At 73.0% G+C, this 15,060-nt stretch carries 14 protein-coding genes; 7 read left to right on the forward strand and 7 right to left on the reverse strand.

The window, feature by feature from the left end; genetic code table 11:
- Nucleotides 1–29 precede the first annotated feature (29 nt).
- Together ACZ6WH_RS22870 and ACZ6WH_RS22875 are read right to left on the reverse strand one after the other, a co-directional pair.
- Nucleotides 30–545: a hypothetical protein gene (locus ACZ6WH_RS22870; RefSeq protein WP_469730117.1), complete on the reverse strand. Its 516-nt coding sequence runs from the start codon at nucleotides 543–545 to the stop codon at nucleotides 30–32.
- Nucleotides 546–653: 108 nt separating this feature from the next.
- Nucleotides 654–2,039 carry an MFS transporter gene (locus tag ACZ6WH_RS22875; protein ID WP_469730659.1) on the reverse strand — a complete coding sequence of 462 codons (1,386 nt, stop codon included), beginning with the start codon at nucleotides 2,037–2,039 and terminating at the stop codon, nucleotides 654–656.
- Nucleotides 2,040–2,444: 405 nt separating this feature from the next.
- Here ACZ6WH_RS22875 and ACZ6WH_RS22880 point away from each other — a divergent pair, with 405 nt between their 5' ends.
- Both ACZ6WH_RS22880 and ACZ6WH_RS22885 read left to right on the forward strand, forming a co-directional pair.
- On the forward strand, nucleotides 2,445–3,491 hold the full coding sequence (locus ACZ6WH_RS22880; protein ID WP_432857895.1) for a DUF3027 domain-containing protein: 1,047 nt from the start codon (nucleotides 2,445–2,447) through the stop codon (nucleotides 3,489–3,491).
- Between the two features lie 380 nt (nucleotides 3,492–3,871).
- On the forward strand, nucleotides 3,872–7,153 hold the full coding sequence (locus tag ACZ6WH_RS22885; RefSeq protein ID WP_469730118.1) for a sacsin N-terminal ATP-binding-like domain-containing protein: 3,282 nt from the start codon (nucleotides 3,872–3,874) through the stop codon (nucleotides 7,151–7,153).
- A gap of 96 nt (nucleotides 7,154–7,249) precedes the next feature.
- On the opposite strand, the gene ACZ6WH_RS22890 is transcribed toward ACZ6WH_RS22885, so the two are convergent.
- Nucleotides 7,250–7,534 carry a DUF2530 domain-containing protein gene (locus ACZ6WH_RS22890; RefSeq protein WP_469730119.1) on the reverse strand — a complete coding sequence of 95 codons (285 nt, stop codon included), beginning with the start codon at nucleotides 7,532–7,534 and terminating at the stop codon, nucleotides 7,250–7,252.
- A gap of 256 nt (nucleotides 7,535–7,790) precedes the next feature.
- Between ACZ6WH_RS22890 and ACZ6WH_RS22895 the strand changes: the two genes are divergently transcribed.
- On the forward strand, nucleotides 7,791–9,263 hold the full coding sequence (locus tag ACZ6WH_RS22895; RefSeq protein WP_432857901.1) for an NCS2 family permease: 1,473 nt from the start codon (nucleotides 7,791–7,793) through the stop codon (nucleotides 9,261–9,263).
- 53 nt (nucleotides 9,264–9,316) lie between these two features.
- On the opposite strand, the gene ACZ6WH_RS22900 is transcribed toward ACZ6WH_RS22895, so the two are convergent.
- Nucleotides 9,317–9,505, reverse strand: a complete 189-nt coding sequence (locus tag ACZ6WH_RS22900) for a ribbon-helix-helix protein, CopG family (RefSeq protein ID WP_361559279.1) — start codon at nucleotides 9,503–9,505, stop codon at nucleotides 9,317–9,319.
- Nucleotides 9,506–9,636: 131 nt separating this feature from the next.
- Between ACZ6WH_RS22900 and ACZ6WH_RS22905 the strand changes: the two genes are divergently transcribed.
- From ACZ6WH_RS22905 to thpR, 3 genes are all read left to right on the forward strand, one after another.
- Nucleotides 9,637–10,074, forward strand: a complete 438-nt coding sequence (locus tag ACZ6WH_RS22905; protein WP_432857903.1) for a MarR family winged helix-turn-helix transcriptional regulator — start codon at nucleotides 9,637–9,639, stop codon at nucleotides 10,072–10,074.
- 95 nt (nucleotides 10,075–10,169) lie between these two features.
- A complete protein-coding gene (locus ACZ6WH_RS22910) occupies nucleotides 10,170–11,570 on the forward strand; it encodes an MFS transporter (RefSeq protein WP_469730120.1) in 1,401 nt (466 codons plus the stop codon).
- A gap of 114 nt (nucleotides 11,571–11,684) precedes the next feature.
- Complete coding sequence (gene thpR, locus ACZ6WH_RS22915; protein WP_469730121.1) at nucleotides 11,685–12,263, forward strand: RNA 2',3'-cyclic phosphodiesterase; 579 nt, start codon at nucleotides 11,685–11,687, stop codon at nucleotides 12,261–12,263.
- A gap of 228 nt (nucleotides 12,264–12,491) precedes the next feature.
- On the opposite strand, the gene ACZ6WH_RS22920 is transcribed toward thpR, so the two are convergent.
- From ACZ6WH_RS22920 to ACZ6WH_RS22930, 3 genes are read right to left on the reverse strand one after another with little or no spacing between them, the layout of a single operon-like run.
- Complete coding sequence (locus tag ACZ6WH_RS22920) at nucleotides 12,492–13,490, reverse strand: aldo/keto reductase (protein ID WP_469730122.1); 999 nt, start codon at nucleotides 13,488–13,490, stop codon at nucleotides 12,492–12,494.
- Nucleotides 13,472–13,678 (reverse strand): DUF397 domain-containing protein, encoded by a 207-nt coding sequence (locus ACZ6WH_RS22925; RefSeq protein ID WP_469730123.1) that lies wholly within the window; start codon nucleotides 13,676–13,678, stop codon nucleotides 13,472–13,474. Before ACZ6WH_RS22925 ends, ACZ6WH_RS22920 begins: the two co-directional genes overlap by 19 nt.
- Nucleotides 13,675–14,472 (reverse strand): helix-turn-helix domain-containing protein, encoded by a 798-nt coding sequence (locus ACZ6WH_RS22930; RefSeq protein WP_469730661.1) that lies wholly within the window; start codon nucleotides 14,470–14,472, stop codon nucleotides 13,675–13,677. The genes ACZ6WH_RS22925 and ACZ6WH_RS22930 overlap by 4 nt, the downstream gene beginning before the upstream one ends.
- An 89-nt stretch (nucleotides 14,473–14,561) precedes the next feature.
- Here ACZ6WH_RS22930 and ACZ6WH_RS22935 point away from each other — a divergent pair, with 89 nt between their 5' ends.
- Nucleotides 14,562–14,978, forward strand: a complete 417-nt coding sequence (locus ACZ6WH_RS22935; protein ID WP_469730124.1) for a hypothetical protein — start codon at nucleotides 14,562–14,564, stop codon at nucleotides 14,976–14,978.
- Nucleotides 14,979–15,060 lie beyond the last annotated feature (82 nt).

Below are 15,060 nucleotides of genomic sequence, written 5' to 3' on the forward strand. Positions count from 1 at the left end.
CAGGTGACCGGGCGGTTCAGGAGCGGCGCTCAGGAGGAGGCGCGTTCGAGCTTGATGTTCCAGACGCCGGTGTACTTGCCGCCCTTGGACGTCATGATCGAGATCGTCGCGGAGTCGGCCATCTGCTGGGTCTGCTGGTTGTAGAAGACCCGGTCGCCCTCGACGGAGGTGTAGGTCTGCTTGCTCAGGCTGGTCACCGGCATGCCGTTCGCCATGGCGATCCAGCCCTGCTCGGCCATGTCCGGCTCGACGCCGAGGCGGACCTTGTCACCGGGGTGAATGGTGATCGTCCGATCCGGCTTCGCCGTCATGCACTTCTCGAACTTGGCCTGCTCCGCCTTGTTCTTGGAGGTGAGGTCGCCGATGGTCTTGCCGTCCTCGTAGCAGGAGGCTTCGGCCGTGACGGAGTCCTGGCCGGCGGTCACGGTCGCCCGCGGCGTGGGCTGGTCACAGGCGGAGAGGACGAGCAGTCCCAGGGACACGGCGCCCGCGGCGGCGGCGGCACGGCGGCCCTTGCCCCGGAGCGAGGAGGAGAACGCGGTCATGCGGGCAGGCTATCTGGCCGCTGGGCCCGCACGACGCCGGGGTACGGTGCGCGCTGCTCCGTGTGGAGCGGGTTACGCCACGCGGGGGCGCCGCGCATGCCCCGGGCATTACGCCACACGGGGGCGCGCCGCGCCGTGGCCGTGGGCCGCCGCGAGGAGTCCCCGTACGGTCGTGGCGGCGGCCAGGGCCAGTACGCCGGCGGCCACGGCGAGGCCCAGGACGCCGTGCAGCGGCAGCGCGATGCCCAGCCCGCCGCCCACCACCCACGACAGCTGGAGCACCGTCTCGGAGCGGGCGAAGGCCGAGTTGCGGAAGGACTCCGGGACGTCCCGCTGGATCAGCGCGTCCAGCGACAGCTTCCCCAGCGCCTGGCAGAGCCCGGCAGCGGCGGCGGTGGCGGTGACCATCACGCTCGCCAGTACGGCGTAGAGGGCCGCGCCGGCCACCGTCACGCCGAGCGCCAGCGCCAGCACCACGGCGATGATCACTTCCGGGCCGCGCGCCCGCAGCCAGGCCCCGACGGCCGTGCCCAGCGCGTTCCCGGCCCCCGCCGCCACCGCCACCACCCCCAGCGACACCGCCGGGCTCAGCCCGCTCAGCGGGTGCTCGCGCAGCAGGAACGCCAGGAAGAAGGTGAGGAAGCCGGAGAGCGCGCGCAGCGCGGAGTTCGCCCGGAGGCCGCGCAGGACGGACCCGCCGACGGTGCGCAGCCCGGGGCGGGGGCGGTGCGCCCGCCGCGCCGGAGGAATCCGTGCCTCGCCGCGCGCCGAGTCGACCTTGTGCGGCAGCGAAAAGGAGAGAAACGTGCCTGCGGCGAACACCGCGCACGCGCCGTACAGCGGCCAGGCCGGGCCGAGCAGATGCAGTCCGGCGCCCAGCGGCGCCGCCACGCCGGTGGCCAGCAGCCCGGCCAGGGTGACTCTCGAATTGGCCTTCACCAGGGAGAAGCGGCGCGGCAGCAGCCGGGGCACCACGGCCGAACGCACCACGCCGTACGCCTTGGAGGACACCAGTACGCCGAGCGCGGCCGGGTACAGCTCCAGGCCGCCCGTGGCCACCGCGCCCGACATCGTGAGCGCCAGCACCGCGCGGGCCAGCATCGCCCCGGCCATCGCGGCGCGCCGGCCGTGCGGCACCCGGTCCAGCAGCGGCCCGACGACGGGCGCGAGGAGCACGAACGGCGCCATGGTGACCGCCAGGTACAGGGCCACCCGGCCGCGCGCCTGGTCCGTGGGGACGGAGAAGAAGACGGTCGAGGCGAGCGCGACGGTGATCAGCATGTCGCCGGCGGAGTTCACCGCGTGCAGTTCGATCAGTTTTCCGAGGCCCGACTCGCCCGCGCCGTGCGCGTGTGTCGCGCGGCGGACGGCGCGCCCGGAGGCGGCGAAGGGACGGCGTACCGCGGCCCCGGCGGCCCGGCTCGCGCGGCCGACGGCCCGGCCCGCGCCACGGACCGGGCCGCTGCCCTCGGTCGATGCCCTGGCGGCGGCCACGTCGTCATAGTGCCCGAAACGGCTCCTCAACTCGCCCAGGTGATGCCAGTTTCCACGAGTTTCCACGGGTTCCTTCCCGGGCGGACAGGGGGCCGTGGAGGGGCCCGTGGTGGCTGCCGGTGACATTTGCCGCTCCCGCCGGGGGGTCGTACACGATTGAAGGGGTAGCGTGTGTAGCGCGCCACCGGCGGTCGCTCTTGGCCGCGCGCCTTGCCGCGATCCCGCAGAATGGTTCGTATAGGCGCGCTGCTTCTGGAGGGCTGATCGGGCGCGGACGTCGACGCGGTCCCCAGGTCCGCTCCGCCCGCCCCGGCCCGTCGGTCGTCCGGACAGGTTCAGGACGGCTCCGGCCGGCGCGCTCGTGAGACGGCGTGGAAGAGAGAATCGATTCTTGTGAGTGCTGCGATGCGAAGCCGTACGCCCGACCGCCTCTGCGCCGAGGCCGTCGAACTCGCCCGCGGGGCGGCCGAGGAGGCCGCCCTGCCGGGCATGGTCGGTGAGCACGTCGACGCAGTGGCCGACGGGGACCGCGTCGTCACTCATCTGTTCGAATGCAAGGAGCCCGGGTACCGGGGCTGGCGCTGGGCGGTCACCGTCGCCCGCGCCTCCCGCGCCAAGGTCGTCACGCTCGACGAGTCGGTGCTCCTGCCCGGCCCCGACGCGCTGCTGGCACCCGAGTGGGTGCCCTGGAGCGAGCGGCTGCGCCCCGGCGACATGGGCCCGGGCGATCTGCTGCCCACCGAGTCCGAGGACCTGCGGCTGGAGCCCGGCTTCGCGGCCGACGAGACGTTCGGCGACAACGGCGGCGTGGGCGTCCCGCCCGTCGCCCCCGGTTCGCCCGACGCGGACGCGGCCGGCCCGACCGCCGCCGACCGCGCCGACGCGGCACGTGCCGCGCGGAGCGCCGGCACCCCGGCCGCCGCGAGCGCCGACGAGGACGCCGAGGCCCGCCGGGGCCCGCTCGCCGAGCTGGCCGAGGCCGAGGACGCCGACGTGGTCGCCGGCACCCCCGCGCACCAGGCCACGGTGCCGGCCCGCGGCAGCATCGCCGCGGTCGCCGAGGAGCTGGGCATGGGCCGCGCCCGGGTGCTCTCCCGGTACGGCCTGCACACGGCCGCCGACCGCTGGGAGGAGGCGTACGGCGCCAAGACCCCGATGGCGCAGGCCGCGCCCGCCGCGTGCATGAGCTGCGGCTTCCTGGTGCCGCTCGCCGGTTCCCTGCGGCAGGCCTTCGGCGTCTGCGCGAACGAGTTCTCCCCGGCGGACGGCCGGGTCGTCTCGCTGGCGTACGGCTGCGGCGGTCACTCCGAGGCCGCCGTGATGCCCAAGCCGCCGCGCCCGGCCCCGCCGGTCATCGACGAGACCGTCGTCGAGCCCATGCCGCTCCGCCCGGACCGCACCGGCGGCTCCGTCTCGGAGGGCGAACCCGCCGAAGAGCTCGGCCACAGCTGACCCACCGGGGCGACGGCCCGCCGCTGCCGCGCGCGGCGCGGGCACCGGGCCGGGACGCCGCACGCCGGGACGCCCCGGCGGCCGACGTACGCGGGGCCGCCGCTGACGTGCGCGGGGCCGGTTGACGTACGTGGCGCAGGTCGACGTGCTGCGCCGGGTCGCCGCGGCCGAGGGCCGAACCCCGGCGCACGCCCGCCCCGCACCGCACGCGGCGTACGCCGGTGCGACGCACGGCTCGACACGCGCTCCGGCCGCGGACCCCCTCGTTCTCGGCCCGTTGGCGAGGCGTGTCGTACCCCGGCCGTTCGCGGGGCACCCGAGACGGAAGAATGACGTGCGAAGCCGCCGCGGGGCGGGAAGCTGTGTGCGAGGGAGCAGTCGTGAGCCGTAGGGCGACCGTCCGGAATCCCGTCGATGGTGCGGACCCCTTCGGAGCCGCGCGGTTGCGGCGGGGCGTGCTGGACGCCTGGGCCGGCTCCCCGGCCCGGTTCCGCGAGGATGCCAACGCCGAGGAGGACCTCGCGCTCGGCGGGTACCGCGACCGGCTCGTGGTCGAGCTGGCGCAGAACGCCGCCGACGCGGCCGCGCGCGCCGGGGTGCCGGGCCGGCTGCGCCTGACGCTGCACCCGGGCGAGGACGGCGCGCACGCGGTCCTGGTGGCCTCCAACACCGGCGCGCCGCTGGACGCCACGGGCGTCGAGTCGCTGGCCACCCTGCGCGCCTCCGCCAAGCGGGACAGCGACGCTGCGGCGGGCGCGGTCGGCCGCTTCGGTGTCGGCTTCGCCGCCGTGCTGGCCGTGACCGACGAACCGGCGGTGGTCGGCAGGACCGGCGGTGTGCGCTGGTCGCTGGCCGAGGCGCGTTCGCTGGCGCTGGACGTCGCGGCCCACAGCCCGGGTCTGGGCAACGAACTGCGCCGTCGGGACGGCCACGTACCGCTGCTCCGGCTGCCGCTGCCCGCCGAGGGCACGGCTCCCGAGGGGTACGACACCGCCGTGGTGCTGCCGCTGCGGGACGGCGCCGCCGAGGACCTGACACACCGTCTGCTGGCCGCCGTCGACGACGCGCTGCTGCTGACCCTGCCGGGCCTGGGCGAGATCGTCATCGAGACGGCCGAGGGCGCACGTACGCTGCGGCGCGGCGCCGACGGCCCGTACGTCGTGGTCGAGGACAGCGCGCGCGGCACGGTCCGCTGGCGCGTCGCCTCCGACGGCGGCGCCCTGGAGCCCGCACTGCTGGGGGACCGTCCCGTCGAGGAACGGCTGCGGCCCGTCTGGTCGGTGACCTGGGCGGTGCCGGTGAACGCCGAGGGCGAGCCGGTACGCCCGGCCACCGCGCCCGTCGTGCACGCGCCGACCCCCACCGACGAGCCGCTGGGCCTGCCCGCGCTGCTCATCGCGTCGCTCCCGCTGGAGCCGACCCGCCGGCACGTCGCGCCGGGGCCGCTCGCCGACTTCGTGACCGAGCGCGCCGCCGACGCCTACGCCGCGCTGCTCCGGGACTGGGAGCCGGCCTCCGTCGGCACCATCGATCTGGTGCCGGGGCCGCTGGGCAAGGGCGGCCTGGACGGCGAGCTGCGGCGGCTGGTGCTGGAGCGGCTGCCGCGAGTGCCGTTCCTGCCCGGCGCCGGCACCGGCGCCGCGGTGCGCCGCGAGGCCGACCGCGCGCTCGGCACCTGGCCGGAGGCCGACGAACCGGCCGGCGTCGAGGCCGACGGGCCGTACGTGCTGCGCCCCGTCGAGGCCGAACTGGTGGAGGGCGCCGGCGCCGGGACCGTCGCCGTCCTGGCCGAGCTGTTCCCCAGCCTGCTCCCCGCCGGCCTGGAGCGGCGGCCCGAGCTGCGCGCGCTGGGCGTGGCCCGGGTGCCGCTGGGCGAGGTCGTCGACCGGCTGGCCGGGGTGGAGCGCGCGCCGTCCTGGTGGCGGCGGCTGTACGCCTCGCTGGCCGGGACCGACCCGGACCGGCTGAGCGGGCTCCCCGTACCGCTCGCGGGCGGGCCGGCCGAGGAGTCCGGGGGAGTCCGGACGACGATCGGCCCCCGCCAGGTGCTGCTGCCGCTCCGGGAGGAGGGCACGGAAACGGCGTCCCGGCACCGCACCCTGGCCCGGCTGGGGCTGAAGGTCGCGCACCCGGACGCGGTCCACCCGCTGCTGGAGAAGCTGGGCGCGGTGCCCGCCACGCCGCGCGCCGTCCTGACGACCCCCCAGGTACGCGCGGCGGTCGCGCACTCCCTGGAGGACGCGGAGGACGAGTACGACGTCTTCGCCGAGGAGACGGCGGACGGGCCCGGCGGCGCGCTCGCCGGCGAGGAGCTGGCCGAGGCGGTGCTCGGGCTGGTCCGTGACGCGGGGCTGGCCCCGGGCGACGAGCCGTGGCTGGGCGCGCTGGCGCTGCCCGACGAGGACGGCGAGCCGGCCCCGGCCGGGGAGCTGGTCTACCCGGGCAGTGCCTTCGAGCGGGTCATCCGGGACGGCGAACTCCCCTGCGTCGACGAGGAGCTGGCGGCCCGCTGGGGCGAGCAGCCGCTGACCGCGGTGGGCGTGCTGGCGGACTTCGCGCTGGTCCGCGCCCAGGACGTGGTCCTGGACCCGGACGAGCTGGAGCCCCGGGACGGCGACTTCGCCGAGCCGGACGACACCGGGCTGCTGGACGCCGTGGACGTGTGGTGCGAGGACGTCCTCGACGGGCTGCCCGAGACGCCCGTACCGCCGGTCGCCACCGAGATCGTCGCCGTACGGGACCTGGACCTGGTCGACGACGACGCCTGGCCGCAGGTGCTGGCCATGCTGTCGCAGCCGCCGCTGCGGGACGCGCTGACCGCCCCGGTACGGGTCCTGCTCCCGGACGGCACGACGGAGACGGTGCGCCCGTACACGGCGTGGTGGCTGCGCGGCCACCCCGTGCTCGACGGGCGGCGCCCGGCGGGCCTGCGCTCCGCGGGCGGCGACCCGCTGCTGGCGGGCCTGTACGAGGCGGCGGACGCCGGCGAGGTCGACGCGCAGGTGCTGCGCGCCCTGGGCGTACGGACCTCGGTGGAGGCGCTGCTGGACGAGCCGGGCGGCGCCGCCGAACTGCTCGGGCGGCTGGCCGACGAGGACGCCGCGGTGACGGCCGCTCAGCTGCACGCCCTCTATGGCGCGCTGGCGGGGATGGACCCCGAGCAGGTGACGCTGCCGGACGAGCTGCGGGCCGTGGTCGGGGACGCGGTGCGGGTGGTGGACGCGGCCGACGCGGTCATCGCGGACGCGCCCGACCTGCTGCCGCTGGCCGGTGACCGGCCGCTGCTGCCGGTGAGCCCGGGCCGCGCCGGCGCGCTGGCCGAGCTGCTCCAGGTACGCCGGCTGAGCGAGGAGTGCGCCGCCGAGGTGCGGAGCGAGGGCACGGTGCGCGAGGTGCCGGACGCGGTACGGGTGCTGCTGGGCCCCGACACGCCCGGTACGTACGTCGAGCACGACGAACTGCTGGTGGCCGCGGAAGGCGGGGACACCGAGCTGGACTGGCGGCGCGCCGCCGACGGCACGGTGCACGCGGCCACGTTCGAGGGCGTGGCGGCCGGGCTGGCCTGGGCTACCGGTCAGTGGCCGCGCCGCTTCGAGGTGGCGGCGCTGCTGGAGGACCCGACCCGTACGGAGGAGCTGGCGCGGGCGCGCTGGTTCGACTGACGGAATCGCTGACGGAGAGGTTCTCCGAGGGGGCCTCCGCGGGGACGCGGGGGCCCGGCTCACCCGGGGGCAGGTGCTCCCTGGGTCACCCGGGGGTCAGGCGTCGGAAGAGGCGGCCCGGCCCTCGGCGCTCTTCGCTGCCGCGTCGCGCTTTATGGCGGCGTCGCGCCTGCGGACGTACCAGATGCCGAGCAGCCCGAGGCCGCCGCCGGCCAGGCAGGTCCAGACCCACCAGGTGGTGCCCCGGTCGTCGAACCAGCCGTAGAAGGGCAGCTGGGCGAGGAAGAGCACGAACCAGATGACGGTGCCGCCGGTGACGGTGGCGACGACGGGCCCTTCCAGGGGGGCGGGGGCCTCGCGCAGTTCGGACTTCTTCCACATACCACCAAGCTTACGGCGGGCCGGTCCGCCGGCTTCCCCCGGCACTCGTGAACGGTGCCGGAACCGGTCCCGACCCGGTCGGCGCAAGGGTCTACGCGCGGAGATAGCGATCATCGATTTGTTTATTCATACTGAACCTTTCCGGATCTGACCGGTTTCTCTCGTCTGATAGAACAAAACTGATCCGATCGTCTGTGTGGTCCGGGAACCGGGCCGCCCGCGCCTCCCCAGGCCCGTACCACTGAGGTCCCCACCGATGCCCACCCCGGCCACCACCGAGGCCGACGCCGATTCCCCGTCCGGCGCCACGCCCGAGCCCAAGAACGGTCTCGACCGGTTCTTCCAGATCTCCGAACGCCGCTCCACGGTCGCCCGTGAGGTGCGCGGCGGTCTGGCCACCTTCTTCGCGATGGCCTACATCGTGATCCTCAACCCGATCATCCTGGCCGGCGGTCAGGACATGAACGGGCACCACCTGGACAACGCCCAGCTGGTCACCGCCACCGCACTGATGGCGGGCCTGACCACCGTCCTGATGGGCGTCATCGGCAACGTCCCGATCGCGCTCGCCGCCGGGCTGGGCATCAACGCGCTGGTCTCGCTCCAGCTCGCGCCCCAGATGACCTGGCCGGACGCGATGGGCATGGTCGTCTGGGCCGGCATCGTGCTGATGATCCTGGTCGCCTCGGGCCTGCGGCAGCGCGTCATGGACGCGATCCCCAACGGGCTGCGCCGCGCCATCGCCATCGGCATCGGCCTCTTCATCAGCCTGATCGGCCTGGTCGACTCCGGCTTCGTCACCCGCAACCCGGACTCCGCGCACACCACCGTGCCGCTCGGTCTGGGCACCGGCGGCCAGCTCCAGGGCTGGCCGGTACTGGTCTTCGTCCTCGGCCTGGCGCTGATGTTCGTGCTGACCGTGCGGAAGACCAAGGGCGCGATCCTCATCGGGATCGTCGTCATGACGATCGTCGCGATCATCATCAACACCATCGCGGGGCTGCCGGACAGCGCCTGGGGCCTGGCCGTGCCGAAGATCCCGGACGCGCTGGTGGGCACCCCCGACTTCGGCCTGGTCGGTCAGATCAGCCTCTTCGGCGGCTTCCAGAAGGTCGGCATCCTCACCGGCTGCCTCTTCGTCTTCACCGTGCTGCTCTCCGGCTTCTTCGACGCGATGGGTACGATCATCGGCGTCGGCGAGGAGTCCGGCCTGACCGACGAGAACGGGCAGCTGCCGCGCATGGGCCGGATCCTGATGCTGGACGGCATCGGCGTCGCGGGCGGCGGCCTCGGCTCCTGCTCGGCCAACACGTGCTTTGTTGAATCCACCGCGGGCGTCGGCGAGGGGGCCCGTACGGGCCTCGCGAACGTCGTGACCGGCGGACTCTTCCTGCTCACGCTGGTCTTCAACCCGCTCGCCACGGTCGTGCCGTCGCAGGCCGCCACGCCCGCCCTGCTCGTCGTCGGCTTCCTGATCATGGCGTCCAACGTCCGCGAGATCGACTGGAGCGACTTCACGGTCGGCATCCCGGCGTTCCTGACGATCGTCTCGATGCCGTTCACGTACAGCATCACCACCGGTATCGGTATCGGTGTCGTGGCCTTCATCCTGCTGCGCGCCGCGACCGGCCGCTTCCGGCAGGTCCCGTGGCTGCTGAACGTCGTCGGCCTCTGCTTCCTGGTCTACTTCCTGCTCAACCCGATCGAGCAGGCGCTCGGCCTGAAGTAGTCACTGGCTCCCTCGGCTGTATCGGCGGAGCGAACGCCCCTGCTATCGCCCCGTTATATCGGCGGAGCGGCGTAGAACCGTTCCGTCTCCTCGACCGACGTCTTGAAGCGTTCGTCGAAGTCCTCGCGCATGAGCGTCCGGATCACGTAATCCTGGACGCTCATGCCGCGTTTGGCCGCGTGCTGTCCGATGCGCTCCAGCAGCTCACTCTCGACGCGAAGGCTGAGCACTCTCGATCCCATGCGGTCAACGTTCCACGTACGGCCCGTTCTGGCGCGTCACTTTCCGCCACCCTCTCACTCGTTTGGGTGATGCATGTAGTCCTGCGCCCCTCGGCTTTCTTTAGCGAGAGTAATGAGTTACGCTAACAAACATGCCGGAACTGTCCCTCGGTGACGACGATGCCGCCGTGAACGCGCTGCGGTCCGCCGTCATGCGCCTGTCCCGCCGGATCAAGCACCAGCGGGTCGACGAATCGCTGAGCCCCACCGAGATGTCGGTGCTGGGCACCCTCGCGCGCTGCGGCACCGCCACCCCCGGTGAGCTGGCCCGCAAGGAGCACGTGCAGCCGCCGTCGATGACCCGCATCGTGGCGATGCTCGAAGCCAAGGGGCTGGTCCGGCTGCAGCCGCACCCCGACGACCGGCGCCAGAAGGTCGTCATGCAGACGGAGCAGGCGGAGGAGATGCTCGAGGAGAGCCGCCGCAAGCGCAACGTCTGGCTGGCCGAGCTGGTTTCGGGCCTGGACGAGGACGAGTGGGAGGCGCTGCGCGTCGCCGCACCCGTACTGGAGAAGCTCGCGCACCTCTAGCGCGCGGCGCCGGGCCGAGAAGGACGAGCCGCAACCGCCGGAGCCACCTGTGTGCACCGTGATACAGCCACCGACCGCCGAGGAGGCGAACCCACTTGAGTACGGGATCCGGAGCAGACTCCGCCCCCGCACCGAACCCCGACGACGACCGCGGGACCGGCACTGCCCACGCCCCCGCGGAACCCGCTGCGGCTGCCGTCAAGCCGCGCAAGGGCACCTTCAGCTCGCTGCGCAACCGTAACTACCGGCTCTTCGCCACCGGCCAGGTCGTCTCCAACACCGGCACCTGGATGCAGCGCATCGCCCAGGACTGGCTGGTGCTGAGCCTGACCGGCTCCTCCACCGCCGTCGGCATCACCACGGCCCTGCAGTTCCTCCCCATGCTGCTCTTCGGCCTGTACGGCGGCGTCATCGCCGACCGCCTCCCCAAGCGCAAGCTCCTCCTGCTCACCCAGGCCGCGATGGGCTGCACGGGACTCGCCCTGGCCGTCCTCACCCTCACCGGACAGGTCCAGGTCTGGCACGTCTACCTCGTCGCCTTCCTGCTCGGCCTGGTCACCGTCGTCGACAACCCCGCGCGGCAGTCGTTCGTCTCCGAGATGGTCGGCCCCGACGACCTGCGCAACGCCGTCAGCCTGAACTCCGCGAACTTCCAGTCCGCCCGGCTGGTCGGCCCGGCCGTCGCCGGCGTACTGATCACCGCCGTCGGCAGCGGCTGGGCCTTCATGCTCAACGGTCTGTCCTTCATCGCTCCGGTCATCGGCCTGCTGATGATGCGGCCCGCCGAGCTGTACCCGGGCAAGCAGGTGCCCCGCGGCAAGGGCCAGCTCCGCGAGGGCCTGCGCTACGTGGCGGGCCGCCCGGACCTGATATGGCCCATAGTCCTGGTCGGCTTCATCGGCACCTTCGGCTTCAACTTCCCGATCTGGCTGACCGCCTTCGTCGACAAGGTCTACCACTCGGGCGCCGGCACGTACGGCCTGCTCAACACCCTCATGGCGGCCGGTTCACTGGCCGGCGCGCTGCTCGCGGCCCGGCGCGGCACCTCCCGCCTCCGGCTGCTGGTCGGCGCGGCGCTCCTCTTCGGCGTCCTGGAAATCGCGGCCTCCCTGTCGCCGGCGTTCTGGCTCTACGCGGTACTCCTCGTCCCGATCGGCATGTGCGGCCTGACGATCAACGTCACCGCCAACTCCAGCGTCCAGCTGGCCACCGACCCCGCCATGCGCGGCCGCGTGATGAGCCTGTTCATGATGGTCTTCATGGGCGGTACGCCGCTGGGCGCGCCGCTCGTCGGCTGGGTCACCGACGCGTACGGCGCGCGCGTCGGCTTCCTCACCGGCGGCCTGATCTCCGCCCTGGCCGCGGTGGCCGTCGGCCTGGTCCTGGCCCGCAAGGGCGGCCTCCGCCTCAAGGTCGACCTCCGCCGCGGCCACCAGCACCTGGCCGTCGTCCCACGCGAACCGGCCACCCGAGAACGGGTCACCGCCGCGGCGTGACGTCCGCCGCCCACGGTCCCACGGCGCCCACCCGGTTCCCCGCGCCCTTCAAGGGGCGCGGGGAACCGCGTTATCAGCCCGCCCGAGACGCCCCGCACCCGCGAGAATCACCGTATGAGACTCTTCGCAGCGGTTCTGCCGCCGCAGGCGGTGATCGACGCGCTGGCGGCCGAGGTGAAGCTCCTCCGTCGGCTTCCCGGCGCGGAGCGCCTTCGCTGGACCGGCCATGAGGGCTGGCACTTCACGCTCGCCTTCTACGGGGAGGTGGCCGAGGACCTGCTCCCCGAGCTGCACACCCGGCTGGCCCGCGCCGCCCACCGCCACCGCCCGTTCCCGCTGCGGATCAGCGGCGGCGGCCGGTTCGACCACAAGGTGCTGTGGGCGGGCGCGGCGGGCGGCCGGGAGCCGATGCGGCACCTGGCGGACGCCGCGGGGGCCGCGGCCCGGCGCGCCGGCGTGGACATGGACGAGCACCGGCGCTACACCCCGCACCTCACCCTCGCCCGTGCCCGGGGAGGCGAGGCCCGCGTGGACCTCGTCCCCTTCGCCGACGCGCTCGCGGAGTACGAGAGCGAGGAGTGGAGCGTGGCCGACCTGGCCCTCGTCCGCAGCAACCTGCCCGTCTCCGGCGTCCCCGGCGAGCAGCCCCGCTACGAGACGGTGGCCTCCTGGCCCCTGGGCGACGGCCACTGACCCGTGGACGACCCGGGGCGGTACTGGCTGCGGACCGGTCCGGCGGTCCGGTTACGCTCAAAGGGTGGACCCCAAGACCCGTAACCGGATCATGTCCGGCCTGCTCGCCGTGCTGCTGATCGTTGTCGTCGTGGCGGCCGCCATGCAGTGACGGCCGCGGCGCCGGTGCGTACGACGGGACCGGCTCCTGAACCACCCGGCCCAGGAGCCGTCCCGCGCAGCGCCCGTCTACCAGGCGAAAGCCTCGGGGGACGGGCCCGGCCCCGGGAAGATCTCGTCCAGCGACCGCAGCAGCTCGTCCGGCAGCGTCAGCTCCACCGCCCGCAGCGCCGACGCGAGCTGATCCGTCGTACGCGGACCCACGATCGGCCCCGTCACGCCGGGCCGCGTGAGCAGCCACGCCAGCGCGACCTCGCCCGGCTCCAGCCCGTGCTTGGCCACGACGTCCTCGTACGCCTGGATCTGCGCCCGCGCGGTGGGGTCGGCGAGCGTGTCGGCGGCCCGCCCGGAGGCGGTACGGCCGCTGCCGCCCTCCCGCTCCTTGCGGATGGCGCCGCCCAGCAGCCCGCCGTGCAGCGGCGACCACGGGATCACGCCGAGCCCGTAGCCCTGGGCCGCCGGGATGACCTCCATCTCGGCCCGCCGCTCGGCGAGGTTGTACAGGCACTGCTCGCTGACCAGCCCGTACGACCCGCGCCGCGCGGCCGCCTCGTTGGCCTGCGCGATGTGCCAGCCCGCGTGGTTCGAGGACCCCGCGTACAGGATCTTGCCCTGCTGCACGAGGACGTCGATCGCCTGCCAGATCTCGTCCCACGGCGTCGACCGGTCCACGTGGTGGAACTGGTACAGGTCGATGTAGTCCGTCCCCAGCCGCTTGAGGCTGGCGTCCACGGCCCGCCGGATGTTCACGGCGGACAGCTTGTCGTGGTTGGGCCAGGCGCCGTCCCCGTCCGGGGCCATGTTCGCGTAGACCTTGGTCCCCAGCACGACCTTGTCGCGCCGGCCCCCGCCCTTGGCGAACCACGACCCGACGATTTCTTCCGTCCGGCCCTTGTTCTCGCCCCAGCCGTACACGTTGGCCGTGTCGAAGAAGTTGACGCCCGCACCCAGCGCGGCGTCCATGATCGTGTGACTGTCGGCCTCGTCGGTCTGCGGCCCGAAGTTCATCGTCCCGAGCACGAGTCGGCTGACCTTGAGCCCCGTACGTCCTAGCTGCGTGTACTCCATGACTCCACAGCCAACGCCTTGGAGCGCACTCGAATCAAGGACGTGAAGCGGTCCCAGGTGTCGGCCGACACGGTGATACCGGGCCGCGCTATGTCTTTGGAGTCCCGTATGTGGACGGCGGAGGGGGCGATGGCAACCTCGACGCACTCGCCCTGCTCAGCGCTGTAGCTGCTCTTGAACCAGTTCATAGTCCTCGTGCCACCTGTTCGATGAGTTCCACGGACTCTTCCGGCGTGAGAGCCTGCGACCGCAGAATGCCATATTTGCCGAACAGGTTTCCCACGTCTGGTTGTTCGCTCACGAAGTAGCCGCTCCCCTGTCCCTCCACGTAGGCGAGCCGGCGAAGTTCGCCCGTCTCCAGGAGGATCATCGGGCCCGCGAGGCCCGCGTGCGTCTGCCGGTCCGATGACATCACCTGGATCTCGACATTGCGCATCCGGGCGATGTCCAGCACGTGTTGGAGCTGCCCTTTCAGTACCTCCGGCCCACCGAGTGGCCGGGTGAGCACCACCAGTTCCAGGATGAAGCTGAGGACAGGTGTCGGCTTTCGGTGGAACAGCTGCTGACGAGCAAGCCGAGTGGCCACCTGGGCCTCGACCTCCTCGTCGTCCAAGGGAGGGCAGTAGTTGCAGTTGAAGACGGCCCGCGCGTACGCCTCCGTCTGGAGGAGTCCCGGGACGACATGGTTGGCGTACGTGTGGAGGGCAACCGCCCGAGCCTCCTCCTCCGCGTACTCCGCGGTCCACCGTGGCAGGTGGTCGACTCGGAAGTGCGTCGCCGCCACACGCAGCGCTCCCTGAGCATCCAGCGTCTCGTCCGACAGCGGCGCGAAGCTGCCCTTGGGCGGTCGTTCTCCCCGCTCGACCATGGCCACCTGGGACTTGGAGAAGCCGATGCGCCGGCCCAGGACCTCCTGAGTCAGCCCAGCCTGTTCCCTGTAGAACCTCAGTAGCGCGCCGAACATCCGCGCATTGCCATCCATGTACACAACGCCCTCCCCGAGTGCACGGCTTCGCACGAGCCGTATGTGGCACTGGTCACAGTCAAGCGCCGGCGGCAATCGTCTTCGGCATGAACCTTCGAATCTCACCCGATCTCGTCCCGGCCTGGGTGCCCGCCTCGGGGCATGCCTTGCGGCTCGTCGGCGTCCACTTCGACGCCATCCGCATCGGGGACTTGTTCGGGGAGCAAGTGGCTTACGAGTTGATGGCGTTCACCCACTTCCGGGCCGGGCCCATCGTCCGGACTTCGACCCGGGGACGGAGCTCCTACTTCCTGCTCCCGCCGCGCACCGCCGCGGCATACGCGTGGCCGGTGGGGGCGGAGGTGCTGGGGCGGGACGGGCGGCACACGGCGTTCGTCGGGGTGCCCGCGCTGTACGGGGACACCTGGCCGCTCGACTGGCGCTCGCTCCCCTGCGTGGAAGCGCCCTACGTGGAGCCGGAGTTGCTGCAGGAGATGGCGGTGCGGGTGCTGGCCGCCTGCTGAAGGGCAACGTGGCCCAACGGGCGGAAAATTGACTGCCGTTGAGAAGTGGCGGCCGTGAATACTGGTGTCTTCTGGCGCACGA

The organism is Streptomyces sp. NPDC050806, assembly GCF_055586425.1.